The sequence below is a fragment of the Streptomyces sp. NRRL S-1022 genome (genome assembly GCF_000720135.1).
Classification (GTDB): domain Bacteria; phylum Actinomycetota; class Actinomycetes; order Streptomycetales; family Streptomycetaceae; genus Streptomyces.
The window spans coordinates 35,211-61,530 of the sequence record NZ_JOIU01000034.1; the positions used below are offsets into that span (position 1 = coordinate 35,211).

General features: G+C 73.7%; 29 protein-coding genes. 17 read left to right on the forward strand and 12 right to left on the reverse strand.

Going from position 1 to position 26,320, the window contains the following annotated elements:
• The first annotated feature begins 35 nt into the window (after positions 1-35).
• Both IG05_RS0136075 and IG05_RS0136080 read left to right on the forward strand, forming a co-directional pair.
• Positions 36-1,040 (forward strand): EamA family transporter, encoded by a 1,005-nt coding sequence (locus tag IG05_RS0136075; RefSeq protein WP_030348317.1) that lies wholly within the window; start codon positions 36-38, stop codon positions 1,038-1,040.
• Positions 1,041-1,234: 194 nt separating this feature from the next.
• Entirely contained in the window at positions 1,235-2,182 is a 948-nt protein-coding gene (locus IG05_RS0136080; RefSeq protein WP_030348318.1) for a DMT family transporter, read from the forward strand.
• 10 nt (positions 2,183-2,192) lie between these two features.
• Here the strand turns inward: IG05_RS0136080 and IG05_RS0136085 are convergent, their stop codons facing one another.
• The gene (locus IG05_RS0136085) at positions 2,193-2,873 is read right to left on the reverse strand and encodes a pyridoxamine 5'-phosphate oxidase family protein (protein ID WP_030348319.1); all 681 of its coding nucleotides are present in this window, start codon (positions 2,871-2,873) and stop codon (positions 2,193-2,195) included.
• 50 nt (positions 2,874-2,923) lie between these two features.
• Between IG05_RS0136085 and IG05_RS0136090 the strand changes: the two genes are divergently transcribed.
• On the forward strand, positions 2,924-4,255 hold the full coding sequence (locus tag IG05_RS0136090; protein WP_078894734.1) for an aminotransferase class I/II-fold pyridoxal phosphate-dependent enzyme: 1,332 nt from the start codon (positions 2,924-2,926) through the stop codon (positions 4,253-4,255).
• A gap of 92 nt (positions 4,256-4,347) precedes the next feature.
• Here IG05_RS0136090 and IG05_RS0136095 read toward each other — a convergent pair whose 3' ends face one another.
• Positions 4,348-5,283, reverse strand: coding sequence for a DMT family transporter (locus tag IG05_RS0136095; RefSeq protein ID WP_199808442.1), 936 nt, complete (start codon positions 5,281-5,283; stop codon positions 4,348-4,350).
• 74 nt (positions 5,284-5,357) lie between these two features.
• Here IG05_RS0136095 and IG05_RS0136100 point away from each other — a divergent pair, with 74 nt between their 5' ends.
• Complete coding sequence (locus IG05_RS0136100) at positions 5,358-6,260, forward strand: LysR family transcriptional regulator (RefSeq protein ID WP_030348322.1); 903 nt, start codon at positions 5,358-5,360, stop codon at positions 6,258-6,260.
• Positions 6,261-6,275: 15 nt separating this feature from the next.
• Here IG05_RS0136100 and IG05_RS0136105 read toward each other — a convergent pair whose 3' ends face one another.
• A complete protein-coding gene (locus IG05_RS0136105; RefSeq protein WP_030348323.1) occupies positions 6,276-6,746 on the reverse strand; it encodes a pyridoxamine 5'-phosphate oxidase family protein in 471 nt (156 codons plus the stop codon).
• A gap of 98 nt (positions 6,747-6,844) precedes the next feature.
• On the opposite strand from IG05_RS0136105, the gene IG05_RS0136110 reads away from it, so the two are divergent.
• Positions 6,845-7,489, forward strand: a complete 645-nt coding sequence (locus IG05_RS0136110) for a cysteine hydrolase family protein (RefSeq protein ID WP_030348324.1) — start codon at positions 6,845-6,847, stop codon at positions 7,487-7,489.
• A gap of 6 nt (positions 7,490-7,495) precedes the next feature.
• On the opposite strand, the gene IG05_RS0136115 is transcribed toward IG05_RS0136110, so the two are convergent.
• A complete protein-coding gene (locus IG05_RS0136115) occupies positions 7,496-7,966 on the reverse strand; it encodes a Rieske (2Fe-2S) protein (RefSeq protein WP_030348325.1) in 471 nt (156 codons plus the stop codon).
• A gap of 125 nt (positions 7,967-8,091) precedes the next feature.
• Here IG05_RS0136115 and IG05_RS0136120 point away from each other — a divergent pair, with 125 nt between their 5' ends.
• The 7 genes from IG05_RS0136120 to IG05_RS0136150 all read left to right on the forward strand — a co-directional run bounded on the left by IG05_RS0136120 (position 8,092) and on the right by IG05_RS0136150 (position 14,293).
• A complete protein-coding gene (locus IG05_RS0136120) occupies positions 8,092-8,880 on the forward strand; it encodes a HipA family kinase (RefSeq protein ID WP_030348326.1) in 789 nt (262 codons plus the stop codon).
• On the forward strand, positions 8,877-9,326 hold the full coding sequence (locus IG05_RS0136125; protein WP_030348327.1) for a DUF3037 domain-containing protein: 450 nt from the start codon (positions 8,877-8,879) through the stop codon (positions 9,324-9,326). Before IG05_RS0136120 ends, IG05_RS0136125 begins: the two co-directional genes overlap by 4 nt.
• Positions 9,327-9,487: 161 nt before the next feature.
• Positions 9,488-10,249: a 3-oxoacyl-ACP reductase FabG gene (fabG, locus tag IG05_RS0136130; RefSeq protein ID WP_030348328.1), complete on the forward strand. Its 762-nt coding sequence runs from the start codon at positions 9,488-9,490 to the stop codon at positions 10,247-10,249.
• A gap of 22 nt (positions 10,250-10,271) precedes the next feature.
• Positions 10,272-11,033 (forward strand): SDR family oxidoreductase, encoded by a 762-nt coding sequence (locus IG05_RS0136135; protein ID WP_030348329.1) that lies wholly within the window; start codon positions 10,272-10,274, stop codon positions 11,031-11,033.
• Positions 11,034-11,227: 194 nt separating this feature from the next.
• Positions 11,228-12,805 (forward strand): ABC transporter substrate-binding protein, encoded by a 1,578-nt coding sequence (locus IG05_RS0136140; protein ID WP_030348330.1) that lies wholly within the window; start codon positions 11,228-11,230, stop codon positions 12,803-12,805.
• 106 nt (positions 12,806-12,911) lie between these two features.
• Positions 12,912-13,595 (forward strand): uracil-DNA glycosylase, encoded by a 684-nt coding sequence (gene ung / locus IG05_RS0136145; protein WP_030348331.1) that lies wholly within the window; start codon positions 12,912-12,914, stop codon positions 13,593-13,595.
• A gap of 185 nt (positions 13,596-13,780) precedes the next feature.
• Complete coding sequence (locus IG05_RS0136150; RefSeq protein ID WP_030348332.1) at positions 13,781-14,293, forward strand: tetratricopeptide repeat protein; 513 nt, start codon at positions 13,781-13,783, stop codon at positions 14,291-14,293.
• A 548-nt stretch (positions 14,294-14,841) separates the two neighbouring features.
• Here IG05_RS0136150 and IG05_RS0136155 read toward each other — a convergent pair.
• Entirely contained in the window at positions 14,842-15,447 is a 606-nt protein-coding gene (locus IG05_RS0136155; protein WP_030348333.1) for a TetR/AcrR family transcriptional regulator, read from the reverse strand.
• Positions 15,448-15,520: 73 nt separating this feature from the next.
• Between IG05_RS0136155 and IG05_RS0136160 the strand changes: the two genes are divergently transcribed.
• Both IG05_RS0136160 and IG05_RS0136165 read left to right on the forward strand, forming a co-directional pair.
• Positions 15,521-16,696, forward strand: coding sequence for an FAD-dependent monooxygenase (locus IG05_RS0136160; protein WP_030348334.1), 1,176 nt, complete (start codon positions 15,521-15,523; stop codon positions 16,694-16,696).
• Between the two features lie 10 nt (positions 16,697-16,706).
• Entirely contained in the window at positions 16,707-17,618 is a 912-nt protein-coding gene (locus tag IG05_RS0136165; RefSeq protein WP_030348335.1) for a Gfo/Idh/MocA family protein, read from the forward strand.
• Here the strand turns inward: IG05_RS0136165 and lnt are convergent.
• Positions 17,536-19,110 (reverse strand): apolipoprotein N-acyltransferase, encoded by a 1,575-nt coding sequence (gene lnt, locus IG05_RS0136170; protein ID WP_030348336.1) that lies wholly within the window; start codon positions 19,108-19,110, stop codon positions 17,536-17,538. The genes IG05_RS0136165 and lnt overlap by 83 nt on opposite strands.
• Before the next feature lie 69 nt (positions 19,111-19,179).
• Complete coding sequence (locus IG05_RS0136175; protein WP_030348337.1) at positions 19,180-19,656, reverse strand: nuclear transport factor 2 family protein; 477 nt, start codon at positions 19,654-19,656, stop codon at positions 19,180-19,182.
• A 95-nt stretch (positions 19,657-19,751) separates the two neighbouring features.
• Between IG05_RS0136175 and IG05_RS0136180 the strand changes: the two genes are divergently transcribed.
• Positions 19,752-20,363, forward strand: coding sequence for a DUF4291 domain-containing protein (locus tag IG05_RS0136180; protein WP_030348338.1), 612 nt, complete (start codon positions 19,752-19,754; stop codon positions 20,361-20,363).
• Between the two features lie 97 nt (positions 20,364-20,460).
• Here the strand turns inward: IG05_RS0136180 and IG05_RS0136185 are convergent, their stop codons facing one another.
• The 3 genes from IG05_RS0136185 to IG05_RS0136195 all read right to left on the reverse strand — a co-directional run bounded on the left by IG05_RS0136185 (position 20,461) and on the right by IG05_RS0136195 (position 22,318).
• Entirely contained in the window at positions 20,461-20,640 is a 180-nt protein-coding gene (locus tag IG05_RS0136185) for a hypothetical protein (protein ID WP_030348339.1), read from the reverse strand.
• Between the two features lie 193 nt (positions 20,641-20,833).
• A complete protein-coding gene (locus IG05_RS0136190; protein ID WP_030348340.1) occupies positions 20,834-21,709 on the reverse strand; it encodes an undecaprenyl-diphosphate phosphatase in 876 nt (291 codons plus the stop codon).
• A gap of 138 nt (positions 21,710-21,847) precedes the next feature.
• Positions 21,848-22,318, reverse strand: coding sequence for a winged helix-turn-helix transcriptional regulator (locus tag IG05_RS0136195; protein WP_030348341.1), 471 nt, complete (start codon positions 22,316-22,318; stop codon positions 21,848-21,850).
• Between the two features lie 106 nt (positions 22,319-22,424).
• On the opposite strand from IG05_RS0136195, the gene IG05_RS0136200 reads away from it, so the two are divergent.
• Entirely contained in the window at positions 22,425-23,594 is a 1,170-nt protein-coding gene (locus IG05_RS0136200; RefSeq protein ID WP_030348342.1) for a thiolase family protein, read from the forward strand.
• Positions 23,595-23,615: 21 nt separating this feature from the next.
• Here the strand turns inward: IG05_RS0136200 and IG05_RS0136205 are convergent, their stop codons facing one another.
• A complete protein-coding gene (locus IG05_RS0136205) occupies positions 23,616-24,059 on the reverse strand; it encodes a hypothetical protein (protein WP_030348343.1) in 444 nt (147 codons plus the stop codon).
• Positions 24,060-24,062: 3 nt separating this feature from the next.
• On the reverse strand, positions 24,063-24,833 hold the full coding sequence (locus IG05_RS0136210; RefSeq protein ID WP_030348344.1) for a TVP38/TMEM64 family protein: 771 nt from the start codon (positions 24,831-24,833) through the stop codon (positions 24,063-24,065).
• 304 nt (positions 24,834-25,137) lie between these two features.
• Between IG05_RS0136210 and tuf the strand changes: the two genes are divergently transcribed.
• Positions 25,138-26,307, forward strand: coding sequence for an elongation factor Tu (gene tuf, locus IG05_RS0136220; RefSeq protein ID WP_030348345.1), 1,170 nt, complete (start codon positions 25,138-25,140; stop codon positions 26,305-26,307).
• Positions 26,308-26,320 lie beyond the last annotated feature (13 nt).

The following is a 26,320-nucleotide window of genomic DNA, read 5'->3' on the forward strand; positions in this document are numbered from 1 at the left end:
TCCGGAGTGACGCTCCTGTCGGCTCCTGTCATCATGTGCCGGTGCATACGTCTGTGAGCAGTCACCACAACCCCGGCAAGGGCGCCGGGCTCGGCCTCGCACTCGCCTCGGCGCTGGCCTTCGGCGGGTCCGGAGTGGCGGCCAAGCCGCTGATCGAGGCCGGGCTGGATCCGCTGCACGTGGTGTGGCTGCGGGTCGCCGGAGCCGCCCTGGTGATGCTGCCCGTAGCGGTACGGCACCGGGCCCTGCCGCGCCGCCGGCCCGCCCTGCTCGCCGGGTTCGGACTGCTCGCCGTCGCCGGTGTCCAGGCCTGCTACTTCGCCGCGCTCTCCCGGATACCCGTCGGCGTGGCCCTGCTGATCGAGTACCTGGCGCCCGCCCTGGTGCTGGGCTGGGTGCGGTTCGTGCAGCGGCGGCCCGTCACGCGCGCCGCCGCTCTCGGTGTGATCCTCGCGGCCGGCGGCCTCGCCTGCGTGGTCGAGATCTGGTCCGGGCTGAGCTTCGACGCGCTCGGCCTGGTGCTCGCCCTCGGCGCCGCCTGCTGCCAGGTCGGCTACTTCGTCCTGTCCGACCAGGGCAGCGACGCGGGGAAGGCGGCCCCGGACCCGCTCGGCGTCATCGCCTACGGCCTGCTCGTCGGCGCCGCCGTGCTCACCGTCCTGTCCCGCCCCTGGACCATGGACTGGTCGGTGCTGGCGGGCTCCGCACGGCTGAACGGCACCGCCGTACCGGCCGTCGCCCTGCTCGCCTGGATCGTGCTGGTCGCCACGGTGATCGCGTACGTGACCGGCGTGCTGTCGGTGCGCCGGCTGTCGCCGCAGGTCGCCGGCGTGGTCGCCTGTCTGGAGGCGGTCATAGCGACCGTGCTGGCCTGGGTGCTGCTCGGCGAGCACCTGTCCGCGCCGCAGGTCGCCGGAGGCGCGGTCGTCCTGGTCGGTGCCTTCATCGCCCAGTCCGCCACCCCGGCCGAGGGCTCCCCGCAACCGGTCGCCTCCGGCGGCCCGGAAAGGGAGTTGTCCGCCCGGCGCACCGCCGCCTAGAGTACGGATCATGCCGCACCACGCACTCGTCCTTCCGCCCCCGGCCGCCTGAGGCGGGCCTCCGGGTCATCGCCCGGCGCGTCACGCGCCCGGGCTGGACGGTGCTGCCCGCAGATGAAGTCCGCGCGCCCCGCTCGCAGCGGGACGCCCTCGAACTTCCGCACCGTCGTGTGCGCTTCTGCGGAGAGATCCCCTTGCCGACTTCGTCGCATCCCACTGCCGGCCTGCCCGTCGGGCGTGGCCTGCTCTGCCTGATCGTCACCGGTGCCGCCTGGGGCACCGCGGGCGCCGTCGCCTCGCTGGTCTACCGGACCAGCGACATGGGCGCCTTCACCCTGTCCTTCTGGCGCTGCGCCCTGGGCCTCGCCTTCCTGCTGGCCGGCCGTCCGCTGCGCCCGCGCGCCCGCCGTACGGCCCCGGGCCGGCCGGTGCGGCGCAGCCTCGCGCGGGCCCTGGCCACGGGGCTGGCGCTCGCCGTCTTCCAGACCGCGTACTTCGCGGCCGTGGCGTCGACGGGGCTGGCGGTGGCCACCGTCGTGACCCTCGGCGCGGGCCCGGTCCTCATCGCGCTCGGCGCCCGGCTGCTGCTCGGCGAGCGGCTCGGCGCGGGCGGTGCCGCCGCGGTCGCCGGTGCGCTCGCCGGACTGGCCGTGCTCACCTTCGGCGGCTCGGCCGCGACCGTCCGTCCGGCGGGCGTGCTGCTCGCGCTGACCTCGGCCGCGGGCTACGGCGTCATGACCCTGCTCACCCGCTGGTGGGGCAGGAGCGGCGGCACCGGCACCACGGTGGGCGCCTTCGCCGTGACCAGCCTGTGCCTGCTGCCCTTCGCGGTGCACGAGGGGCTGCTCCCGCACACCGCCCACCCGGCCCGGCTGCTGTGGCTGCTGCTCTACATCGCCGCCGTGCCCACCGCCCTCGCGTACGCCCTCTACTTCGCGGGAGCCGCCGTGGTCCGCTCCGCCACCGTCTCCGTGATCATGCTGCTGGAGCCGGTGACCGCGGCCGTGCTCGCCGTCGTCCTGCTCGGCGAGCGGCTCACCGCGACCACCGTGGCCGGCACCCTGCTGATGCTCGGGGCCGTCGCGGGCCTCGCCGTCGGCGAGGCCCGCGGGGCCGGCCGGCCGGAGCCGGTTCCGGTGTGACCCGGTGCCGTCACCGCGCCGCCAGGTACTCCGGCAGGTCGATGCCGGGCGCCAGGTCGGCGTTGCGGACCGGTGCGTCGTAGCCCTTGCGGAGCGGGACGACCCCGGCCCAGTGCGGCAGGGAGAGGTCCTCCGGCTCGTCGTTGGCGTCGCCGGTGCGGACCTTGGCGGAGACCTCCTCCAGGTCCAGGCGGATGACCGCGGTGGCGGCCAGCTCCTTCTTGTTCGCGGGCCGGGAGTCGGCGGCCCGGCCCGGGACGACGTGCTCGACCAGCGCGTCCAGGGCGATGCGCCGCTCCTCGGGGTCGGTGACCTCGTACGCGGTGCCGTGCACCACGACCGAGCGGTAGTTGATCGAGTGGTGGAAGGCGGAGCGGGCCAGCACCAGTCCGTCGATGTGGGTGACCGTCAGGCACACCGGCAGTCCGGGGTCGGCGGTGCCGGCCATCCGCAGCGGCCGGGATCCGGTGGAGCCGTGGACGTAGAGCCGCTCGCCGACCCTGCCGTACAGCGTCGGCAGCACCACCGGGGCGCCGTCGCGGACGAAGCCGAGGTGGCAGACGTACCCCTCGTCGAGGATCGCGTGCACCAGCTCCTTGTCGTACGACGCCCGTTCCGCGGAGCGCGTCGGCACGGTCCGGTCGGTCGGTGAGTAGGCGGCGGTCCCGGTGTCCTCGGTCGTGCGCTGCACGGCGATCCCCTCCACTTGCGGCACGTTTGTACTAGTGCATAATTGGCTTTGTGCTAGGAGAGTATCGGATCGAAGGGCGGGGCGCAGCCGAGATCGCGGCCGGCGTCGAGCGGGCGGTCGGCGCGGGGGAGCTGCGACCGGGCCGGCCCCTGCCGCCCATGCGGGAGCTGGCGGCCCAGCTGGGCGTGAACCCGAACACGGTGGCCGCCGCCTACCGCATCCTGCGCGAACGCGGGGTGATCGAGACGGCCGGCCGCCGGGGCAGCCGGGTGCGCCCCAAGCCGGCCACCACCGGCCGCGAGGAGCTGCGCGTGGAGGTGCCGCCGGGGGGCATCGACCTGTCCACGGGCAACCCCGACCCGGCCCTGCTGCCCCGGCTGGCCCCGGCCCTCGCCGCGGCGGCCGGGCAGGGCGACCGCCGGCCCGTCCGCTACGGCGACGACCCGGTGGACGCGGACCTCGCGCGCATCGCCCGCGCCGAACTCGACGCCGACGGGGTCCCGGCCGGCCCGCTCACCGTGACCTCCGGCTCCCTCGACGCCATCGAACGCGTCCTCACCGCGCACCTCAGGCCCGGTGACACGGTCGCCGTCGAGGACCCGGGCTGGGGCAGCCTCCTCGACCTCGTCCCCGCCCTGGGCCTGCACACGGCCCCGGTCGGCGTGGACGACGACGGACCGCGCGCCGACGACCTGCGCCGCGCCCTGGAAGCCGGGGCCCGCGCCCTGGTCGTCACCGGCCGGGCGCAGAACCCGACCGGCGCCTCGGTGACCGCCACGCGCGCGGGTGCCCTGCGCGCGGTGCTGCGCGACCACCCGGAAACCCTGCTCATCGAGGACGACCACGGCCACGGCATCGTCGAGCTGCCCCTGCACCCCCTCGCGGGGGTCACCCGGCACTGGGCCTTCGTCCGCTCCGCCGCCAAGGCCTACGGCCCCGACCTGCGCCTCGCCGTCCTCGCCGGGGACCCCGTCACCGTCGACCGGGTGCGGGGCCGGCTGCGCCTGGGTCCCGGCTGGGTCAGCCTCCTGCTGCAGCGGGCCGTGGCCCACCTGTGGGCGCACGGCGCGGTGGACCGGGCGGCGGTGGCGCGGTCGTACCGCGACCGCAGGACCGGGCTGGTCGACGCGCTGGCGGAGCGGGGGGTCGACGCCCACGGCCGCAGCGGCATGAACGTCTGGGTGCCGGTGCCCGACGAGACGGGCGCCATCGCCCGCCTGCTCCAGCGGGGCTGGGCGGTGGCCCCGGGAGCCCGGTTCCGTCTGGCCTCCCGGCAGGCGGTCCGCATCACGGTCTCACCGCTCGCCGAGGAGGACATCGCACCGCTGGCGGACGCGGTGGCGGAGGCGGTACGCCCGTCCCCGGCCCGCGTCTACGGCTGACGGCGCCCCGAGGAAGCGACGGGGTCGCGGCACCGTGCGCGTCCGCCACGACCCGGCTCCGCCACACCCGTGCGACGCGCACCGCCGCCCGCTCAGGCGCGCTTGCCCCGGACCTGGGTGAGCGCGGCCCCCGCCAGCACGATCACCGCGCCCACCGGCGTCGTCCACCGGAGCGACTCCCCGAGGATCGCCACCCCCGCGGCCGTGGCGATGACGGGAATGAAGTACGTGACCATCTGGGCGGTGGTGGGCCCGACCTCGGCGACCAGCCCGTACTGGATCAGGACCGCCAGTCCCGTCCCCAGCACGCCCAGCCCGGCGACGGCCAGCAGCGGAACGAGGGCGAAGTGCTCGGGCACACCGGTGAACAGTGGCGTGACCACGGCGAGCTGCACCGTGGCGAGCAGCAGCTGGCCGCCGGTCATCGACAGGTGGGAGTTGCCCGTGCCGGCCAGCGTCCGCCGCACGTAGATCCACCCCACCGGATAGCTCAGCGAGGCCAGCAGCGCCATCGCCGTGCCCGTCGCGTCCAGCCCGTGGAAACCCTGCCAGGCGCCCAGCACGGTCAGGACGCCCAGGAATCCCAGCCCGAGCCCGGCCACGCGCACCCGGGTCGGCCGGTCCTCGGACAGGGCGACCAGGGACAGGGCCATCCCCCACAGGGGAGAGGTCGCGTTGCAGATGCCGGCCAGGGTGGACGGGATCGTCAGCTCGGAGTAGGCGAACAAGGAGAACGGCAGGGCGTTCAGCAGGAACGCGGCCACCGCCATGTGTCCCCACGGCCGGGCCCCGCGCGGCAGCCGCTCACGCTTGACCGCCATCGCCGTCACCAGGACCGCCGTACCGAACACCAGCCGGCCGAGGGTGACCTGGAAGGGGGCGTACCCCTCGGTCCCCACCTTGATCAGCAGGAAGCTGAACCCCCAGATCAGGGACAGGGCGCCGAAGCGGAGCCGCCAGTCGAGGCGGGCCCGGGGGCGGGCGGGTGCGGCGGGCCGGGTGCGGGACGAGGTGGTGAGCGTGCTCATGCCCACCACTGTGCGGGACCGGACTTCGTAGCACAATCGAGATTTCTCGCCTGGTACCTCTTAGTATCACTTACATGTTGAATCTGGAGCGCCTGCGCACCCTCGACGCCCTGGCCCGGCACGGCTCGGTCAGCGCCGCCGCCGAGGCGCTGCACGTCACCACGTCCGCGGTCTCGCAGCAGCTCGGCAAGCTGGAACGGGAGATCGGCCAGCAGCTCCTGGCCAAGAACGGCCGGGGCGTGCGGCTCACCGACGCCGGCCGGCTGCTGTCGGAGCACGCGGGCCGCATCCTGTCACAGGTCGAGCTGGCCGAGTCCGACCTGGAGGCGCACCGCGGACAGGTCGTCGGCGAGCTCCGGCTGTCGGCGTTCCCGACCGCCGCCCGCGGCCTCTTCCCCGCCGCGCTCGGCGCGCTGCGCACCGAGCACCCGGGGCTGCGCGTGCGCTCCAGCGAGCTGGAGCCGGAGAACGGCATCGCCGGGGTCGTCCGCGGCGATCTCGACCTCGCGGTGGTCCTGGACTGGTACAACAAGCCGATGCCCGTGCCCGACGGCCTCGTCAAGGCGCCGCTGCTCGACGACCCGGCCGATGTCGCGATGCCCGTCGGGCACCGGCTCGCGGACCGGGACGAGGTGGAGCTCACCGAGTTCGCCGAGGACGAGTGGATCACCTGGGGCGAGGGCGAGTTCTGCCACGAGTGGCTGATGTTCACCCTGCGGTCCAGGGGCGTCGAGCCGATCGTCGGCCACCGGGCGGGCGAGACCCACACCCAACTCGGCCTGGTCGCCGCCGGGCTGGGCGTGTGCATCGCGCCGCTGCTGGGCCGGCACCCGGTGCCCGAGGGCGTGGTCCTGGTGCCGCTCACGCAGCGCGTGCGCCGCCACGTGTACGTGGTCTGGCGGGCGGACGCGGACCGCCGGCCCTCGATCCGCGCGGCGGTGGAGGCGCTGCGGACGGCCGCGCGGAAGCTGGGCTGAGCCCCGCGGCGGGCGTCACGCCCCGCCCAGCTTCCGGAAGTCCCACGAGACGATCTTGTCCGGGGTCAGCCGGGCCCAGGCGTGCCGGCCGTCGTGCGGCATCTCGTCCAGGCCGAAGTTCTTGCGGGCGAACAGCGTCTCGGCCGTGTCGAGTTCGGCGCACAACTCGCCCCGGCGGGGCACCTCGCCCACGAACTCCACCCGGCCGGACAGCTCGGCCCCGCGCAACTGGTCGTACTCCTCGCCGGAGTCGACCACGACGGCCACCCGCGGGTCGCGGCTCAGCTGCGCCCAGCGCCGGCTGCGCACCACCGAGTACAGCCACAGCGAGGTGCCGTCCCAGGCGAACCACAGCGCGCTGACGTGCGGTGTGCCGTCGCCGGACACGGTCGCCACCCGGCAGGTGCGCTGGGTGGTCAGGAACTCGTCCAGCTCACCGGGCGTCATCATGATCTTCCGGCCCCGGCGCTGCTGAGTGACGGACATGCGGCCCCCTCTTCTCCCACGTCGTGTCAGAAAACTATCGTGATCCTCTGACATCACGTCAGAAAAGAGAAGCCGTCGTCTTCAAGGGGGCACCTGCCATGCCGTCGTACGAGCGACTCGGCGAACTCCTCGACCCCGCCGGCACCGTCCTGCTCACCGTGGAGTGCCAGCAGGGGGTCGTCGGACCGGACAGCGCCCTGCCCGAACTCGCCCGCGAGGCACGCTCCTCCGGAGCCCTGCGCAATGTGGCCCGACTGGTCGCCGGCGCCCACGAGAGCGGGGTGCAGGTGATCCACGCGGTCGCCGAGCGCCGGCCCGACGGCCGTGGCGCGAACCGCAACGCCCGGCTGTTCCGGGCCGCGGAACGGCTCCCCGTGCACCAGCTGGCCGGCAGCACGGCGGTCCGGGTCGCGCCCCCGATCGAGGTCGCCGAGGAGGACTTCGTCGTACGGCGGCTGCACGGGCTGTCCCCGATCCACGGCACCGGCGTCGACGCCCTGCTGCGCAACCTCGGCTGCCGCACGCTGATCGTCACCGGGGTCTCGGCGAACGTCGCCGTCCCCAACGCCGTGTTCGACGCCGTCAACCTCGGCTACACCGCCGTGGTCCCGGCCGACGCCATCGCCGGGGTGCCCGCCGAGTACACCCCCGCGATGATCCGCAACACCCTCGCCCTGGTCGCCACGATCACGGCCACCGACGAGGTGCTCGGCTGCCTGGCCCGGGCGCGGGGGCGGCGCTGAGCCGGCTCAGGCCAGCTTGATCTCGTCGCCGGCGACGGTGATCTTCGCCGCGGGCAGTGCCTGGGTGGCGGGCCCCTTCTTCACGCTGCCGTCCGCCGCCGAGAACTCGCTGTTGTGGCAGGGGCACAGGATCACACCGTTCGCCACGCTGCCCACCGAGCAGCCCCGGTGCGTGCACTTGGCGGAGAACGCCTTGTAGGTGCCCGCCGTCGGCTGGGTGACCACGACGCCCTGGTCCTTGAAGATCTTGCCGCCGCCCTCGGGGATGTCCGCGGTCCTGGCGAGCGCCGAGCCGCCGGCCGCGGCACCGCCGCCCTGCGCCGACCCGGTGGAGCCGCCGGATCCCGATCCGGTGTCCGAGGAGTCGTCGCCCGAGCCACAGGCGGTCAGCGCGGCGGCGAGCCCCGCCGCTCCGGCCGCCGCCACGACGGTACGGCGGCCGGGTCCGGTTGCGGGGTGGAGCGGTGCGCTGGTCATGTGGGAATTCCCTTCCGCGGAGCTTCTCCTGGTCCGTCATGGGGTACGGCCCGGGGAGCGCGGCCGTTCAGACGGGCACCCGGATCCTTGCCGGACGCCCGGCCGCACCCCAGTAACCTGGGGCGATGCTCAAGGAAGTCACCGCGACCCGCTACATCACGCCGTTGCGCGAGGGGGGCTCGCTGCCGGGGCTCGTCGAGGCCGACGACTTCGGGACCTACGTCATGAAGTTCACCGGCGCCGGGCAGGGCCGCAAGACCCTCGTCGCCGAGGTGGTGTGCGGTGAACTCGCCCGCCGCCTCGGACTGCGCGTGCCCCGGCTGGTCACCGTCCGGCTGGACCCCGTCCTCGGGCTCGGCGAACCCGAGCAGCAGGTGCAGGACCTGCTCCGGGCCAGCGGCGGCACCAACCTCGGCATGGACTTCCTGTCCGGTGCCCTCGGCTACGACCCGCTCGCCTTCCCGGTGGGCGCGGCGGAGGCCGGCCGGATCGTCTGGTTCGACGCGCTGATCAACAACGTCGACCGCTCCTGGCGCAACCCCAACCTGCTGGTGCGCCAGGGCGAGCTGTGGCTCATCGACCACGGCGCCACCATGATCTGGCACCACAACTGGCCCGCGGCCGAGGCCTCGGCCGCGCGCCCCTACGACGCCTCCGACCACGCCCTCGCCCGCTTCGCCCCGGACGTCCGCGCCGCCGCGGCCGAGCTGGCACCCCGGGTCACCGAGGACCTGCTCGCCGAGGTCACCGCCGAGATCCCCGACGCCTGGCTCGCCGACGAGCCCGGCTTCGGCACCCCGGACGAGCTGCGCCGGGCCTACGCGCGGCCGCTGCTCGCCCGGGCGGCCGTCATCGCCGGGCGGATCACCGGCATCGGCACCGGTGACGGCTCCGCGACCGAGGAGGACAAGTGAGCGAGCGCCACATCCACATGGCCGGTCATGTGACCGAGCGGCACATCACCCGGGCCGGCCAGGGCGGCGACCGGGACGTGTTCGAGTACGCGCTGCTGCGGGTCGTACCCCGGGTGGAGCGCGGGGAGTGCATCAACGCGGGCGTGGTCGTGTACTGCCGCGCCCGGGGCTACGTCGGCGCCCTCACCCACCTGGACGAGTCCCGGCTGCTCGCGCTGGACCCGGCCGCCGACGTGGCCGGGGTGCGCGCCGCGCTCGCCGCGGTCGAGCGGCACTGCGCGGGCGGCGAGCAGGCGGGACAGGCGGCCGGTGACGACGCGGGCCGCCGCTACCGCTGGCTGGTCGCGCCGCGCTCCACGGTGGTCCAGCCCGGCCCCGTGCACACCGGTCTGACCGCCGACCCGGCCGCCGAGACGGAGCGGTTGCTGGACCTCCTGGTGAGGTAATGGATCACACCGGGCCGATGTGCCGTTGACACCGCGTGCCAGGGCTTCTAGCGTCACGGGTGCTGAAGGTACTAAGCGGTCGCTCACCGCATCAGGGGGTCCTCCCGAGGGCCCCGACAGGTTCTCTCAAGAGGTTCTCTCAAGGGCGAGGAGAAGCAGCAATGTCCACCACTGAACAGCGGGTCGCGGTCGTCACCGGCGCGGCGCGCGGAATCGGCGCCGCCACCGCCGTACGACTGGCCGCCGAAGGCCGTGCGGTCGCCGTGATCGACCTGGACGAGGCCGCCTGCAAGGACACCGTCGAGAAGATCACCGCGGCCGGCGGCAAGGCCATCGCCGTCGGCGCGGACGTCTCCGACGAGGCGCAGGTCCAGGCCGCCGTCGCCCGGATCACCGAGGAGCTGGGCGCGCCGACGATCCTGGTCAACAACGCGGGCGTGCTGCGCGACAACCTGCTGTTCAAGATGAGCGTCTCCGACTGGGACACCGTCCTGAACGTGCACCTGCGCGGCTCCTTCCTGATGACCAAGGCCGTGCAGAAGCACATGGTGGACGCGGGCTTCGGCCGGATCGTCAACCTGTCCTCCTCCTCGGCGCTCGGCAACCGCGGCCAGGCCAACTACTCCGCCGCCAAGGCCGGACTCCAGGGCTTCACCAAGACCCTCGCCATCGAGCTGGGCAAGTTCGGCATCACCGCCAACGCGGTCGCCCCCGGCTTCATCGCCACCGAGATGACCAAGGCCACCGCCGACCGCGTCGGCATGGGCTTCGACGACTTCAAGAAGGCCGCCGCCACCCAGATCCCGGTGCAGCGCGTCGGCGAGCCCGAGGACATCGCCAACGCCATCGCCTTCTTCACCGGCGAGGCGGCCGGCTTCGTCTCCGGCCAGGTGCTGTACGTCGCCGGCGGACCGCTCAACTAAGGGACTCAGAGGTAACACAGCCATGACTGAACTCCCGGAGCTGTCCGGCAAGGTCGCGATCGTCACCGGCGCCAGCCGCGGCATCGGCTACGGCGTCGCCGAGGCGCTGGTCGCCCGCGGCGACCGCGTGTGCATCACCGGCCGGGGCGAGGACGCCCTGAAGGAGGCCGTCGAGCGGCTCGGCACCGAGCGCGTCATCGGCGTCGCCGGCAAGGCGCACGACCTGGACCACCAGACCGAGGTCGTCGAGCGCACCATGGAGGCCTTCGGCAGGGTCGACTTCCTGGTCAACAACGCGGGCACCAACCCGGTGTTCGGCCCCATCGCGGACCTCGACCTGAACGTCGCCCGCAAGGTCTTCGAGACCAACGTGGTCTCCGCGCTCGGCTTCGCCCAGAAGACCTGGCACGCCTGGCAGAAGGACAACGGCGGCGCGATCGTCAACATCGCCTCGGTCGCCGGCCTCGCGCCCTCGCCGTTCATCGGCGCCTACGGCGTCAGCAAGGCCGCGATGATCAACCTGACCCAGCAGCTGGCGCACGAGTTCGCGCCCGGGGTCCGGGTCAACGCCATCGCCCCGGCCGTGGTCAAGACGAAGTTCGCGCAGGCCCTGTACGAGGGCCGGGAGGAGGAGGCGGCCGCCGCCTACCCGCTCGGCCGGCTGGGTGTGCCCTCCGACATCGGCGGGGCGGCCGCGTTCCTCACCTCCGAGCAGTCCGACTGGATCACCGGTCAGACCCTCGTCGTGGACGGCGGCATCTTCCTCAACGCCGGCGTCGGCTGAGGCTGAGCATCTCTTCCGGGCGCCGATTTCCGGACGGATCGGCGCCCGGGAGGCCGTACGGAATCCGCCCAGCGCGATGACAACGTCGTCATGGTCCAGACGATCAAGAATGCCGGTCGCGGGGGAGGTTCGGGGCTCCGGACGCTGCGGTATGGTCTGCCGACCCTTGGTATGGCAGATCGAGGAGCGTGCGCGTGTTCAACCGGAACCGATTCCTGCGGAGAGTCGCGGCGATCGCGTCCATATCGCTGGTGGCCGGATGCAGTCTGCTGTCCGACGGCGACCCCGACAGCCAGGGGCCGATCGTCGTGGGTACCACCAGCGCCCCCAGCACGCTGGACCCGGCCGGGGCCTGGGACGGCTCCTGGGAGCTGTACCGGAACATCTTCCAGACGCTCCTCGCCTACCCGAGCGGTGCCACCACCCCCCAGCCCGACGCCGCCGAGAGCTGCTCCTTCACCGACTCCACGAGCCGCACCTACCGCTGCAAGCTGCGCTCCGGCATGAAGTTCGCCGACGGCGACCCGCTGACCGCCGAGGCGGTCCGGCACTCGATCGACCGCATCCGCACCATCAACGCCCCCGGCGGCCCCGCCGGGCTGCTCGGCAGCCTGGACCGCGTCGAGACCTCCGGCGACCGCGAGGTCGTCTTCCACCTCAACCAGCCGGACGCCACCTTCCCGTTCGTGCTGGCCACGCCCGCCATGTCGATCGTCGACCCGGACGACTACCCCGCCAACTCGCTGCGCAAGGACACCTCGGTGTACGGCTCCGGACCGTACAAGCTGCAGTCCTACGAGGAGGGCTCCCAGGCCGTCCTGGTCCGCAACGGCAACTACCAGGGCTTCGCCAAGCCGCAGAACGACGCGGTGACCATCCGCTACTTCAAGGACTCCGCGGGGATGGTCAAGGCGCTCAAGGACAAGCGGATCGACGTCACCTACCGGGGTCTGGCCGCCGACGACATCCTCGCGCTGCAGGAGCACGACAGCGAGAACCTGCAACTGGTCGACGGGGCCGGCACCGACATCAGCTACCTGGTGTTCAACCCCAAGGACCCCTGGGCCAAGCAGCCCGCCGTGCGCAAGGCCGTCGCGCAGATCGTCGACCGGGGCGCGATCGCGCACAAGGTCTACAAGGACACCGTCGACCCGCTGTACTCCATGGTCCCCAAGGGCCTGACCGGCCACGCCACGGGCTTCTTCGACGACTACGGCGACCCGAGCGTCCCCAAGGCCCGCAAGATCCTCTCCGACGCCGGCATCACCGGGCCCGTCCCGCTCACCCTCTGGTACACCAGCGACCGCTACGGCTCCGAGACGGCCCTGATGTTCCAGGAGCTGAAGCGGCAGCTGGAGGCCTCCGGCCTGTTCACCATCACCCTCAAGAGCCGCCCCTGGAAGTCCTACGTGGTCGGCTACCAGAAGGGCGAGTACCCGGTGTTCGGACGCGGCTGGTTCCCGGACTTCCCGGACGCGGACAACTTCATCGCCCCGTTCGTCGGCGAGCACAACGCCCTCGGCACGCCCTACCCGGCCAAGGAGATCACCGGCAGGCTGCTGCCCCACTCGCGCGCGGAGAGCGACCGGGCCCGGACCGTCAAGGACGTCGAGGCGGCCCAGCAGATCATGGTCGACGACGCCCGGCTGGTCCCGCTGTGGCAGGGCCGGCAGTTCGTGGCGGCCAGCGTCGACATCTCCGGCGGCGAGCAGGCCCTCGACCCGTCGACGATCATGATGATGTGGGCACTGCACCGCAAGACCAGCTGGTGAGACCGGCGAACGGCCTCGCGGCACCGGTTGTCAGTGGTCGCCTGTAGGTTCGGGAACCTGGAAGTGACCGCACGCCGTAGTTGATCGACATCGTGAGGACGTTGACGTGACCGACATCGCCATGCTGCCCGAGTCCTGGCGCGGGGTTCTGGGCGACGAACTGCAGCAGCCCTACTTCAAGGAGCTGACCGAGTTCGTCGAGGAGGAGCGGGCGAAGGGTCCCGTCTACCCGCCGCGCGAGGAGGTCTTCGCCGCGCTGGACGCGACGCCGTACGAGCGGGTGAAGGTCCTCGTCCTCGGCCAGGACCCGTACCACGGCGAGGGCCAGGGCCACGGCCTGTGCTTCTCGGTCCGCCCGGGGGTGAAGACCCCGCCCTCGCTGCGGAACATCTACAAGGAGATGCAGCAGGAGCTGGGCCTGCCCGTCCCCGACAACGGTTACCTGATGCCGTGGGCCCGGCAGGGCGTGCTGCTGCTCAACGCGGTCCTCACCGTCCGGGCCGGCGAGGCCAACTCGCACAAGGGCAAGGGCTGGGAGAAGTTCACGGACGCGGTGATCCGCGCGGTGGCCTCCCGTCCCGACCCGGCGGTGTTCGTCCTGTGGGGCAACTACGCGCAGAAGAAGCTCCCGCTGATCGACGAGACCCGGCACGTGGTGGTCAAGGGCGCGCACCCCTCGCCGCTGTCCGCGAAGAAGTTCTTCGGTTCGCGTCCCTTCACGCAGATCAACGAGGCGATCGCCGCGCAGGGTCACGAGCCGGTCGACTGGCGGATCCCGGACCTGGGCTGACCGCCGCCGGCGGCCGGGGGAGCGCCGCGGAGGAGCGCGGGACCGGTACCGCCCCGCGGCCCCGCCGCACGGGCGCGACTGGCCACGGCGGCCCCGCAGTTGCCCACCGGCCCCGCCTGGCGGGGAATCCTCCCGGTGCCGGTTAGCGTCAGGACCGAACCATTGCCGACGGCCCGGAGGCACCCGTGGCGGAGCGACAGGAACAGGCGGCGCCGGACGCCGTGCTGACGCGGATCGGGCAGGTCGTGATGCTGCACCACGGGGGTGACCGCGAGGAGGCCCGCAGCCGCTTCCTGGACCTGTGGGCGGAGATCGGCGAGGAGGGCGACCCGCTGCACCGCTGCACCCTCGCCCACTACCTGGCCGACACCCAGGACGACCCGGCGGACGAACTCGCCTGGGACCTGCGGGCGCTGTCGGCGGCGGAGGAGCTGGCCGACGGCCGGGCGGGCGGCGACCCGTCGAGCGTCCAGGGCTTCCTCCCCTCCCTCCATCTCAACCTGGCCGCGGACTACGACAGGCTGGGCCGCGCCGAGGCCGCCCGCAGCCACCTGCGCCGGGCCCGCAGCACCGCGGGGGTCCTCGCGGACGACGGCTACGGCGCGGGGGTGCGGTCGGCGATCAGCCGGCTGGCGTCGCGGCTGGGGGAGGACGCCGGCCGGGGGGACGAGGGCTGGACGCCGCCGCGTCAGCGGTAGTCTCCGGCGGGCCGGGCGGGGGTGCTCGGTGCGGTGCGGGGCCGTGCGGTGTCCCGCGGGGCTTCTCGCGGATGATGGTGACGGCGCGGGGGTGCGGTCGGCGATCAGCCGGCTGGCGTTGCGGCTGGGGGAGGACGCCGGCCGGGGGGACGAGGGCTGGGTGCCGCCGCGTCAGCGGTAGCCTCCGGCGGGCCGGGCGGGAGCGCTCGGTGCGGTGCGGGGCCGTGCGGTCGGCCAGCTGCGCCGGGCGGCAGTCCCGCGGGGCTTCTCGCGGATGACGGTGACGGCGCGGGGGTGCGGTCGGCGATCAGCCGGCTGGCGTTGCGGCTGGGGGAGGAGGCCGGCCCGGGGGGGGCGAGGGCTGGACGCCGCCGCGCCGGCGGTAGTCTCCGGCGGGCCGGACGGGGGTGCTCGGTGCGGTGCGGGGCCGGCCGTGTCGTCGGCCACCTGCAGTGCTGTCGGCCAGCTGGGCGGTGTCGGGGCGAGGGCTGGGTGCCGCCGCGTCAGCGGTATGGCTCCGGTGGCCGGCTTCGTGCCGGGGCGGGACGTCAGCCGCCGCCGGGTCGCGATCCCAGCAGGCTCACGAGCAGTTCCCGCAGCCCCGTGCGGATCTCCTCCAGGTCCGGCGTCCGGCTGTTGAAGGAACCGGCCGCGCAGGAGAACAACAGCCCTTCCGCCCAGGCGGCCAGGGACAGCACGTGGCGGTCCGGCTCGGGTGAGCCCGCGGCCGTGAGCAGCGCGGTCAGCTGCTCCCTGAAGACGGCGCCGGTACGGTCGTAATAGGCGCGCAGTTCCGGGCGGCGGGTGGCCTCCAGAGCCAGTTCGTACCGGGCGATCAGCAACGCGCGGTGGCGGGTCAGGGAGCGGTGGACCGCGAGCGCCAGCCCGTCCGCCAGCGCCTCGGGACCGCCGCGCGGGTCCGGCAGCTCCGTCAGAGCCAGCACCCGTGCCTCCCGCTCCGCGTGCCGCCGCACCGCCAGTTCCAGCAGCGCCTGCCGGGTGCGCGCCACGTTCGACGTCGAGCCCGGCGGCAGCCCGGCCGCCTCGTCCACCGCACGGTGCGTCAGTCCGCGCATGCCGCGCTCGGCGAGCAGGGCGAGGGCGGCGTCGGCGACGAGATCGGCGCGGGAGACGCCGGGGGAGTGTGCGGCCATGGGGGAACCCTATCCGTCTCACTACGGCTGTAGTACAGTGACGCGTACTACAGCTGTAGTCGGAGGAGGAGTCATGGCAGAGGATGCCCGCGTGATCGTCATCGGCGGCGGGATCGGAGGACTCGCCGCGGCGGCCGCCCTGCACCAGCGGGGCCGGGCGGTGACCGTGCTGGAGCGCGCTCCCGCCCTCAAGCCCGTGGGCGCGGCCATCTCCCTCGCCCCGAACGCCCTGCGGGCCCTGGACGTCCTCGGCATCGGCGAGGAGATCCGCGACCTGGCGGCGTGGCAGGGCGACGGCGGACTGCGCACCCCCGGGGGACGCTGGCTGTCCCGTTCGAACGCCGAGGCCGCGGCGGCCCGCTTCGGCGGCCCCCTGGTCCTGCTGCCCCGGGCCGTCCTCGTCGACCGGCTCGCCGCCCTGCTCCCGCCCGGCGCCGTCCGCACCGGGACGCCCGCCACCCTCACCGACCCCGGCGACCGCGACCGCCCCGCCCGCGTGAGGGCCGGCGCGGAGGAGCTGGAGGCCGGCCTGGTCGTCGGCGCGGACGGCGTCGGCTCCCGGGTCCGTGCCGCCCTGTTCCCCGCGCACCCGGGACCGGCGTACGCCGGATTCACCACCTGGCGCGTCCTGGTCCCCCTGCCGGGCACCGACTTCGCCCCGCACGAGACCTGGGGCCGCGGCCACATCTGGGGCACCCAGCCCCTCCGGGACGGCCGGGTGTACGCCTACGGGGCGGCCAGGGTCCCGGCGGGCGAGCACGCCCCGGACGACGAGAAGGCCGAACTCCTGCGCCGCTACGGCGACTGGCACCACCCCGTCCCCGCCGTGCTGGCCGCCGCCCGCCCCGAGGACGTGCTCCGGCACGACGTGCACCACCTCGGCCGGCCCCTGCCGGCCTACCACGCGGGCCGGACCGCCCTCCTCGGCGACGCCGCCCACGCCATGCCCCCGACCCTCGGGCAGGGCGGCAACCAGGCCATCGAGGACGCCGTCGTCCTCGCCCACCACGGCGGCGACCTGCCCTCCTACACCGCGGACCGCCTCCCGCGCACGACCGCCCTCGCCCGCCGGGCCGTCCGGGTCGCCCGCCTCAACATGGCCGGCAGCCGGGCCGTCGTGGCCGTACGGAACACCGCCGTCACGGCCCTGTCGCTGGCCGGGCCCGCGCTCCTCCTGCGCGGCTTCGACGGCATCGCCGACTGGCGGCCCCCGTATGCTTCCGGCAGGCACCACGCAGGCAAGCCGTAGGGGAGAGCACGTGAAGGTCGGCTGCATCGGACTCGGGGACATCGCGCAGAAGGCGTACCTGCCGGTGCTCGGCAGCCAGCCGGGAATCGACCTGCACCTGCAGACCCGCACGCCCGCCACCCTGGACCGGGTCGGCGACCTTTTGCACCTGCCCGGCGAGCAGCGGCACACCACCCTGGACTCGCTGCTCGCCGCCGGCCTCGACGCCGCCTTCGTGCACGCGCCGACCGCCGTCCACCCCGAGATCGTCGCCCGGCTGCTGGAGGCCGGCGTACCGACGTACGTGGACAAGCCGCTCGCCTACCGGCTCGCCGACTCCGAGCGGCTGGTCGCCCTGGCCGAGCGGCGGGGCGTCTCGCTGTTCGTCGGCTTCAACCGCCGGTACGCCCCCGGGTACACCCAGTGCCGGGACCACCCGCGCGAGCTGATCCTCATGCAGAAGAACCGGATCGGCCTGCCCGAGGAACCCCGCTCGATGATCCTGGACGACTTCATCCACGTCGTCGACACCCTGCGGTTCCTGGCGCCCGGACCGGTCGACGACGTGACGGTGCGCGCCCGCGTCGAGGACGGGCTGGTCCAGCACGTCGTGCTCCAGCTCGGCGGGGACGGCTTCACCGCGCTCGGGCTGATGAACCGGCTCAGCGGCTCCACCGAGGAGCTCCTGGAGGTGTCCGGCCAGGACACCAAGCGCCAGGTCGTCAACCTCGCCGAGGTGATCGACCACAAGGGGCAGCCGACCGTGCGCCGGCGCGGCGACTGGGTGCCGGTGGCCCGGCAGCGCGGCATCGAGCAGGCGGTCCTCGCGTTCCTGGACGCCGTACGGGCCGGGAAGGTGCTCAGCGCCCGTGACGCACTGGCGACCCATGAACTGTGCGAGCGGGTGGTCCAAGCGGTTCAGGACCGCTGCGGCGCAGCCTGAGCGCCCGCACCCCCTCCGTCACGCCCAGCGCCGCCAGCACCAGCAGTGCGCCGTGCACCGGCCAGTCGCCGTAGCGGACGTACGGCGTGACGCCGTGCGCGAGCGGTACGTCGTACACGCGCGCCGTGCTCGTGTCGGTGCCGAGCCACGGGCCGAGGCGCCGCCCGTCCGGGCCGTAGACCGCTGAGACACCGGTGAGCGTGGCGTGCACCATCGGGCGGCCGGTCTCGGCGGCACGCAGCGCGGCCAGCGAGGCGTGCTGCTCCGGCGCCCAGCTGCGCTGGAAGGACGAGGTGGACGACTGGCCGAGGAGGACGTCCGCGCCGTCCTCGGCGAGATGCCGGCTCATGTCGGGGAACGCGGTCTCGAAGCAGACCAGCGGGCCGATCCGCAGCCCGTGCCCGACGTTCATCACGGTCTGCGCGGAGCCGCGCCGCCGGTCCTCGCCCGCGGCCCGGCCCACCGAGGTGGCCCAGCCCAGCAGTGAACGGGCCGGTATGTACTCGCCGAACGGGACCAGCCGCATCTTGTCGTACCGGTCACCGGTCAGGCCGTGCGGGCCGGCCAGCACCGAGCTCTTGTAGATGCCGGGCCGGTCGGAGCGGCGGGCGTCCACGTTCACCAGCAGGTCGGCGCCGGTCTCGCGGGACAGGGCGGCCAGCCGCCGGGCCAGGTCGGGACGGTCGTCGAGGTCGAAGCCGACGCTGGACTCGCCCCACACCACCAGGTCGACGCCCTGCCCGGCGAGCCGCCGGGTCAGCTGCTCCTCCCGGACGAACCGCTTGTCGCCGCTGTCCCGCCCGGCCACGATGCCCGGCTGGACCACGGCGATCCGCACCCGTCCGCCGGTGTCGGGGCGCGGCGCCCACACCCACGCGGCCGAGGTCACCACGGCCGTGGCGACCAGCGAGGCCACGGCCGGCGCCCGCGACCCGGGCACGGTGAGCAGCATGGCCACCGCCACGTTGACGGCCACCACCAGGAAGCTGAGCAGCCACACCCCGCCGACCGAGGCCAGCCGCAGCGCCGGGCCCACCTGCCACTGGCTGGCGCCCAGCATGCCCCACGGTCCGCCGAGGCCCTGCCAGGACCGGACCAGTTCCACCGCCAGCCACGCCGACGGCAGCACCAGCAGCGCGGCGGCGGCCCGGCCCGGAGTCGGCGCCCCGCCCAGGAACCGGCGCACCAGCCGGCCCCAGGGCATCCAGAGCAGGCCCAGCAGCGCGGCGATCAGGAAGATGAACACGTGCAGGCTCGGCAGCAGCCAGTGGTGGACGGCCACCAGGAAGCCGATGCCGCCCCACCAGCCGTCGTACCCGGCCCGGCGTCCGGTCGGCGCGGAGCGGGCCAGCAGGATCCACGGCACCAGGGCGACGTACGCGAACCACCACAAGGACGGCGCCGGGAACGCGAGCACGGGAAGGGCACCGGCGAGGGCGGCGGCGGCCGAGCGGCGCCAGGGGGAGGCCGGCCAGTGGTAGATCATCCTCATAAGGACCCTCCCTACCCACCGATGGCTCCAGTGTGCGTGGTGAGCGTACGGCGGTGCGCGTCGCCGTCCCTACGGCCTGCTTTCCCGGGGGGCGCCCCCGCGGCGCCACTTCTCGTGGACGACGACCTCGCTCAGGCGCCAGCCGTCCGGTGTGCGCAGGACCCCGAAGTCGTACCGGCCGCCGCACACCAGGTCCGGCGCGGCGGAGCCGTCCGCGTCGGTGAGGCGCAGCGGGTTGACGTAGTCGGCGCGGACCCGGGCGGTGTCGCCGGTGTCCTGGTCGAGGGCCCCGAAGCGCACTTGCCGGTTGACGATCAGGTGCTGGCGCATGGCGAACAGGGCCAGGCTCTCGGCGAGCCAGGCCGCGACCCGGTCCGCGTCGCCCTCGATGCCGCCCGCCGAGCGGTAGTCGGCGCGCCCGTCCGCCGTGAACAGGCCTCGGTAGCCCCTCCAGTCGCCGTCGTCCACCGCCACCGCGTACGCGGTGACCAGGTCGTCCACGGCCAGTCGGTCCCTCACGGTCGCGAACTCCGCACGCTGCGTCATCGGGCCAGTCTTGGGTACGCCGGGCGTGGATCCAAGTGTTGTGCGTGGTGAATATTCGGTGGTGCGGGGCGCGTGCGGCGGCGGAGTCTGTACCCGTGCATGAGGAAACGACCGTCACCGAGCCCAAGTTCCGTATCCGCGCCCGGCATACGCAGACCACCGTCACCGTGTACCAGGCCTACCACCCGCGGATAGGCGGTCCGGCCGCCCGCACCGGACGGTTCCCGTCCGCCTGGAAGCGGGACCGGATGACCTGGATCAAGCCGTCCTTCCTGTGGATGATGTACCGCTGCGGCTGGGGCACCAAGGAGGGGCAGGAGACCGTCCTCGCCGTCGACATCAGCCGCGAGGGCTTCGAGTGGGCCCTGCGCCACGCCTGCCTGTCCCACTACGTGCCCGCCCTGCACCCCGGCCAGGCCGCCTGGAAGCGGGAGCTGGCGCGCAGCCCGGCCCGTGTCCAGTGGGACCCGGAGCGGGACCTGCACCTGAACCCGCTGCCGCACCGGTCGCTGCAACTCGGCCTCGCGGGCGAGGCGGCGGCGCGGTACGCCGACGAGTGGATCGTCGGCATCGAGGACGTCACCCCGCTGGCCACGGAGATCCACGCGCTGGTGCGGTCGGGCCGGGAGGACCGGGCGGGCGAGCTGTTGCCGGTGGAGCCGCCGTACCCGGTGGCCGACGAGGTGCTCGCGCACCTGCCGGCCTGAGCGCTACGGCGGGCCTGAGCGGAGCCGCGGGTCTTTGCGCTACGGCGGCCCCGACCGGTACGACGGGCGGCGGCGGGACGCTTGCGGGATCGCCGGGTCAGGCCGCCTCGATGACCCGTGCGCGGATCGCCTCGGCCCACTCGATCACCAGCAGCTCGTACTCCGCGCGTTCCTGGGCCGACAGGGTGCCGCCCGCACGCAGCCACAGCGCCCGGATCTGCTCGTTCACCTCGGCGGCAGACCGCGCGGAACCAGGGGAGGGGGTTTCGGGGGACATGCGCCACAGCCTAGGCGCAAGCACTGACGGTGCGCTACCGCGTGGCTACGCAGAAGGTATGGGGTTGGTCACCGGCGCCGCCCGCTCATTCGTCCGTAGCGGCGAACTGCCGTGCGGTTCTTGGAAGTTGCCCAGGTCATAGGCGGCCCGCCCGTGCGCGGAAGATGTCCGAAACCGGGATGGTGGGCGGACCTCAGCCCGCCGACTCCGCCGCGTGCGGGCTGAGCTCGCCCGCGCCGACCAGGGCGATGATCACGACGCCGAGGGCGATGCGGTACCAGACGAACGGCATGAAGCTCTTGTTGGAGATCCACTTCATGAACCAGGCGATGACCGCGTAACCCGAGGCGAACGCGATCACCGTGGCGAACAGGGTCGGCGGCCAGTCCACATGGCCCTCGCCCAGCGAGTCCTTCACCTCGAAGGCGCCGGAGGCGAGGACGGCCGGGATGGCGAGCAGGAACGAGTAACGGGCCGCGGCCTCGCGCTTGTACCCCATGAACAGGCCGCCGCTGATCGTCGCGCCGGAGCGGGAGACGCCCGGGATGAGGGCGCAGGCCTGGCAGAGGCCGAAGACCAGGCCGTCCTTGACCCCGAGGTTCTCCAGCGTCTTGCGCTGCTTGGGCGCCCGGTGCCGGCCGCCGCTCTCGTCACGGGCCGCCAGCCGGTCGGCGATGCCGATGACCAGGCCGACGACGATGAGCATGGTGGCGGTGACCCGCAGGTCGCGGAACGGCCCCTCGATCTGGTCCTTCAGCGTCACGCCCAGCACCCCGATCGGGATGGAGCCCACGATCACCAGCCAGCCCATCTGCGCGTCGTGGTTGCGCCGCATCGTCCGGTCGAACAGCGAGCGGGACCACGCCGAGATGATCCGGCCGATGTCCCTGCGGAAGTAGATGAGCACCGCGGTCTCCGTGCCGATCTGCGTGATCGCCGTGAAGGCCGCGCCCGGGTCCTTCCAGCCGGAGAACGCCGCGGTCAGCCGCAGGTGCGCACTGGAGGAGACGGGCAGGAACTCGGTCAGCCCCTGGACGAGTCCGAGGACGAGGGATTCAAACCAAGACATGAAGGTGTGGCGTCCAAGCGCTGTTCGAAGACGAGGTGATCATGTGACGGACGAAGCGTAGCGGGCCCGGCCGGCGGCGCGGCACCAGGGGCCGGGCGGTCGGCGGGCCGGCGCCGGCCGGTGCGGGCGGGGATCCGGCTACGCGGCCGTCGGCCCCGTGAGGGTCCAGCCCGGGGCCTGCGGACGGGCCGTCAGGTCCTCGTGGCGCACGGGGTCGCCGCAGGCGCTGCAGGTGACCACGGGCACCAGTTCGTGGCCGCAGGCGTGGTCGACGGCCATCGGCAGGTCGGCGCCCTTGCGGAGGTGGCGGTCGCCCCACTCCTTGAGGGTCATCAGGACCGGCTCCAGCTCCAGGCCCGCCTGTGTGGGCCGGTACTCGAAGCGCTGGGGGCGCTCGCTGTAGAGGCGCTTGGTGAGGATGCCGGCCTCCACCAGCCGGCGCAGCCGGGCGGACAGGATGTCGCGCGGGGCGCCGGTGTTGCGCACGAGCTGGTCGAAGCGGCCGTTGCCCAGGCACACCTCGCGCAGGACGAGCAGCGAGTACTTCTCCCCGACCACCGCGAGGGCGTCGGCGATGGAGCAGGGGCGCGGGTCCTTGGTGGCGGCCATGCGGCCCAGTCTAGAGGAGGGTTTGATTTTCCAACTCGAAGGGCTATGGTGAGTCCGGATTTCCTACTCACTGGTAGCTCCTGGGATCACCGTCGGAGGCCCGCCCATGCGAGACGCAGTCATCGTCGAAGCCGTACGCACCCCGATCGGCAAGGGCAAGCCGAACGGCTCCCTCGCCCACGTCCACCCCGTCCGGCTCCTCGCGCACACCCTGCGCACCCTGGTCGAGCGCTCCGGCGTCGACCCGGCGCTGATCGACGACGTGATCGGCGGCACCGTCGACCAGGTCGGCGAGCAGGCCATGAACACCACCCGGTACGCCCTCCTCGCCGCCGGCCTGCCCGAGTCGGTCCCGGCGACCACCGTGGACCGCCAGTGCGGCTCCTCCCAGCAGGCCGTCCACTTCGCCGCGCAGGGCGTGATGTCGGGCGCCTACGACCTCGTCGTGGCCTGCGGTGTGGAGTCGATGAGCCGGGTGCCGATGTGGTCCAACGTGCCCGCCGGCAAGGACCCGTTCGGGCCGGGCGTCGCCGAGCGCTACCCGGAGGGACTGGTCCCGCAGGGCATCAGCGCCGAACTCATCGCCGCCAAGTGGTCCCTCACCCGCGCGCGGATGGACGAGTTCGCCGTCTCCTCGCACCACAAGGCCGCCGCCGCGTGGCACGGCGGACTCTTCGACGCCGAGGTCGCGCCCCTCGACGGCGTCGCCCGCGACGAGAGCGTGCGCCCGGACACCACCGCGGACATCCTCGCCGGCCTCAGGCCCGCCTACCACGACCCGGACTTCGCCGAGCGCTTCCCGCAGATCGAGTGGAACGTCACCGCGGGCAACGCCAGTCCCGTCAACGACGGCGCCTCCGCCGTCCTCATCACCTCCGGCGACACCGCGGCCCGGCTCGGCCTGCGCCCGCTGGCCCGCCTGCACAGCTTCGCCGTGACCGGCTCCGACCCGCTGCTGATGCTCACCGGCGTGATCCCGGCGACGGAGAAGGTGCTGCGCCGGGCCGGTCTGACGCTGGGCGACATCGACCTGTTCGAGGTCAACGAGGCCTTCTCCAGCGTGGTCCTCGCCTGGCAGCAGGAGACCGGCGCCGACCTCGCCAGGGTCAACGTGCACGGCGGCGCGATCGCCCTGGGCCACCCGCTCGGCGCGAGCGGCACCCGGCTGACCACGACCCTGGTCCACGCCATGCGCGAACGCGGCGCCCGCTACGCCCTCCAGACCATGTGCGAGGCGGGCGGACTGGCCAACGCGATGATCCTGGAAGGAGTCTGAGCGCGGGAGCCGTGGCGGCCGTTACCGGGTCATGATCCGGCCCGCCGCCGCCACCAGTTCGTCCGTCGCCGTGACGGCGGCCTCGCGGAGGGCCGCGAGGGCGGTGCGGCCGGGGGCGTCCCGCAGGGCGAACGCGGCCAGGGCGGCCCTGCGGGCCGGTTCGGTGAGGGCGGGTTCCAGGACGCAGACCGCGACCAGGGGGGCGGTCACGGCGGAGCGGGTGGCGCGGGCCGTCGCGCGCGCCGCCTCGACGGCCTCCGCGCCCGCGCCGCCGAGCCGCAGGTCCTCGCGGTGCCACAGGGCCCGCCGGTGGTCGCCGAGGGCCGCCACCAGTTCGCCCAGCGCCACGCGGAGCGCGTCCGCCCTCCGTTCGGCGCGGGCGGCCCGCTCACGCCGGGACTGGAGCAGCGCGGTGAACGCCCCGCCGAGCAGCGTGCCGGCCACGGCGATGATGCTGGACCACATCGCTCACCGCCCACGCAGCTGGTGGCGCTTGCGCCAGGCCACCACCGTGCCCGCCAGCGCCGGTACGGCGATGCAGGCCATCGCGACCAGGAAGGCGGGGGAGGTCGGCGCCGAGGCACGGGCGCCGGCGACCGCGTAGGCGGCCGTGTTCGGGATCGAGCCGAGCCCCGTGGCCAGCAGGAAGGGCAGCCAGCCCATGCGGGAGACGGCCGCGCAGTAGTTCGCCGCCCAGAACGGCACCCCGGGGAAGAGCCGCAGGGCCAGCATGGACCGCAAGCCGTGCCGGCTCAGCTGCCCGTCGGCCGCCTTCAGCCAGCGGCCCCGCAGCAGCGGGCGCAGCGCGTCCTGCCCGAGCATCCGGCCCAGTCCGAAGGCGACTCCGGCACCGAGCACCGTGCCCGCGAGCGCCGTCGCCAGCCCCAGCTGGGAGCCGAACAGCGCGCCCGCGGCCAGGTTCAGCAAGGGGCGCGGCACGAACGCCACCGTGCACAGCCCGTACGCCGCCGCGAACACGACGGCCGCCGCCGCCCCGCCGAGCCGCGGCGGCAGTCCGTGCGTCAGCAGCCGCTGCGGCTCGAACAGCAGCACACAGACGGCGGCGCCCGCGAGCAGCGCGAGCAGCAGCGACAGGCGGGCGTAGGGGGAGAACAGCACCCGGGTGCAGGCGGCGACGGGTCCCCCGGCGCGCGGCGGGGGCGGGACGGGAACGGCAAGCTCCGTGGCGGCGGCCCGGGGAGAGGCCGTGGCGGTGCCGGAGCGGTCGGCATCGGGCATCCGGTGACCCTAACCGACGATCCCGGTTGAGCGCCGTGAGCCCGAACTCACCCGCCCCGAAAACCATTCGACGCCGGACGGACCGTCGGCGATGATCGACCCCATGTTCCGGCACGCCTTCCTCCTCGCAGCATCCGCCGTCGCGGATGCGCCGAAGGCTGCCGTCCTGATCCTCGTGGCCGCTGTCGACGGCGCCCGAAGCTGACCCTCTCCGGATCGTCCGGCGGACCCCGCAGGGGGAGGGTCGGCGAGTCCCCGGGGTCCCGCATCCTTCGTCACGCCCGAGAGGCTTCGAGGTACAGCCATGTCCAAAACGGCCTACGTGCGCACCAAGCCGCACCTGAACATCGGCACCATGGGTCACGTCGACCACGGCAAGACGACCCTGACCGCCGCCATCACCAAGGTCCTCGCCGAGCGCGGCACCGGCACCTTCGTGCCGTTCGACCGCATCGACCGCGCCCCGGAGGAGGCCGCCCGCGGCATCACCATCAACATCGCCCACGTCGAGTACGAGACCGACACCCGGCACTACGCCCACGTCGACATGCCGGGTCACGCCGACTACGTCAAGAACATGGTCACCGGCGCCGCCCAGCTCGACGGGGCCATCCTCGTCGTCTCCGCGCTCGACGGGATCATGCCGCAGACCGCCGAACACGTGCTGCTCGCCCGGCAGGTGGGCGTCGACCACATCGTGGTCGCGCTGAACAAGGCCGACGCCGGGGACGAGGAGCTGTCCGACCTGGTCGAGCTGGAGGTCCGCGACCTGCTCTCCGCGCAGGGCTACCCGGGCGACGCCGTACCCGTCGTACGCGTCTCCGGGCTGAGGGCCCTGGAGGGCGACCCGCGCTGGACGGCGTCCGTGGAGGCGCTGCTCGACGCGGTGGACACCTACGTGCCGATGCCGGAGCGGTACCTGGACGCGCCGTTCCTGCTGCCCGTCGAGAACGTGCTGACCATCACCGGGCGGGGGACCGTCGTGACCGGTGCCGTCGAAAGAGGGGTGGTCCGGGTCGGCGACCGGGTCGACGTGCTCGGCGCCGGCGTCCGATGCGTGGTGACCGGTCTGGAGACCTTCGGCAAGCCGATGGAGGAGGCGCAGGCCGGGGACAACGTGGCGCTGCTGCTGCGGGGCGTGCCCCGGGACGCCGTCCGGCGCGGGCACGTGGTCGCGGCACCGGGGAGCGTGGTGCCGAGCCGCCGCTTCACGGCGCGGGTGTACGTGCTCTCCGGGCGCGAGGGGGGCCGTACGACACCCGTCTCCACCGGTTACCGGCCGCAGTTCTACATCCGGACGGCGGACGTCGTCGGGGACGTGGACCTCGGCGAGGCGGCGGTGGTCCGGCCCGGGGAGACGGTGCGGATGACCGTCGAGCTGGGGCGGGAGGTGCCGCTGGAGCCGGGGCTCGGGTTCGCCGTCCGCGAGGGCGGGCGCACGGTGGCAGCGGGCACCGTGATCACGGTGGAGTGAGACCGGGCAGCGT

Bases quoted from the DNA above. Each gene is read 5' to 3' on its own strand.
- IG05_RS0136095 (WP_199808442.1), bottom strand. From the start codon at position 5,283: ATGAGCACGCTCACCACCTCGTCCCGCACCCGGCCCGCCGCACCCGCC.
- IG05_RS0136100 (WP_030348322.1), top strand. From the start codon at position 5,358: ATGTTGAATCTGGAGCGCCTGCGCACCCTCGACGCCCTGGCCCGGCAC.
- IG05_RS0136105 (WP_030348323.1), bottom strand. From the start codon at position 6,746: ATGTCCGTCACTCAGCAGCGCCGGGGCCGGAAGATCATGATGACGCCC.
- IG05_RS0136110 (WP_030348324.1), top strand. From the start codon at position 6,845: ATGCCGTCGTACGAGCGACTCGGCGAACTCCTCGACCCCGCCGGCACC.
- IG05_RS0136115 (WP_030348325.1), bottom strand. From the start codon at position 7,966: ATGACCAGCGCACCGCTCCACCCCGCAACCGGACCCGGCCGCCGTACC.
- IG05_RS0136120 (WP_030348326.1), top strand. From the start codon at position 8,092: ATGCTCAAGGAAGTCACCGCGACCCGCTACATCACGCCGTTGCGCGAG.
- fabG (WP_030348328.1), top strand. From the start codon at position 9,488: ATGTCCACCACTGAACAGCGGGTCGCGGTCGTCACCGGCGCGGCGCGC.
- IG05_RS0136135 (WP_030348329.1), top strand. From the start codon at position 10,272: ATGACTGAACTCCCGGAGCTGTCCGGCAAGGTCGCGATCGTCACCGGC.
- IG05_RS0136155 (WP_030348333.1), bottom strand. From the start codon at position 15,447: ATGGCCGCACACTCCCCCGGCGTCTCCCGCGCCGATCTCGTCGCCGAC.
- IG05_RS0136160 (WP_030348334.1), top strand. From the start codon at position 15,521: ATGGCAGAGGATGCCCGCGTGATCGTCATCGGCGGCGGGATCGGAGGA.
- lnt (WP_030348336.1), bottom strand. From the start codon at position 19,110: ATGAGGATGATCTACCACTGGCCGGCCTCCCCCTGGCGCCGCTCGGCC.
- IG05_RS0136175 (WP_030348337.1), bottom strand. From the start codon at position 19,656: ATGACGCAGCGTGCGGAGTTCGCGACCGTGAGGGACCGACTGGCCGTG.
- IG05_RS0136185 (WP_030348339.1), bottom strand. From the start codon at position 20,640: ATGTCCCCCGAAACCCCCTCCCCTGGTTCCGCGCGGTCTGCCGCCGAG.
- IG05_RS0136190 (WP_030348340.1), bottom strand. From the start codon at position 21,709: ATGTCTTGGTTTGAATCCCTCGTCCTCGGACTCGTCCAGGGGCTGACC.
- IG05_RS0136195 (WP_030348341.1), bottom strand. From the start codon at position 22,318: ATGGCCGCCACCAAGGACCCGCGCCCCTGCTCCATCGCCGACGCCCTC.
- IG05_RS0136200 (WP_030348342.1), top strand. From the start codon at position 22,425: ATGCGAGACGCAGTCATCGTCGAAGCCGTACGCACCCCGATCGGCAAG.
- IG05_RS0136205 (WP_030348343.1), bottom strand. From the start codon at position 24,059: ATGTGGTCCAGCATCATCGCCGTGGCCGGCACGCTGCTCGGCGGGGCG.
- IG05_RS0136210 (WP_030348344.1), bottom strand. From the start codon at position 24,833: ATGCCCGATGCCGACCGCTCCGGCACCGCCACGGCCTCTCCCCGGGCC.
- tuf (WP_030348345.1), top strand. From the start codon at position 25,138: ATGTCCAAAACGGCCTACGTGCGCACCAAGCCGCACCTGAACATCGGC.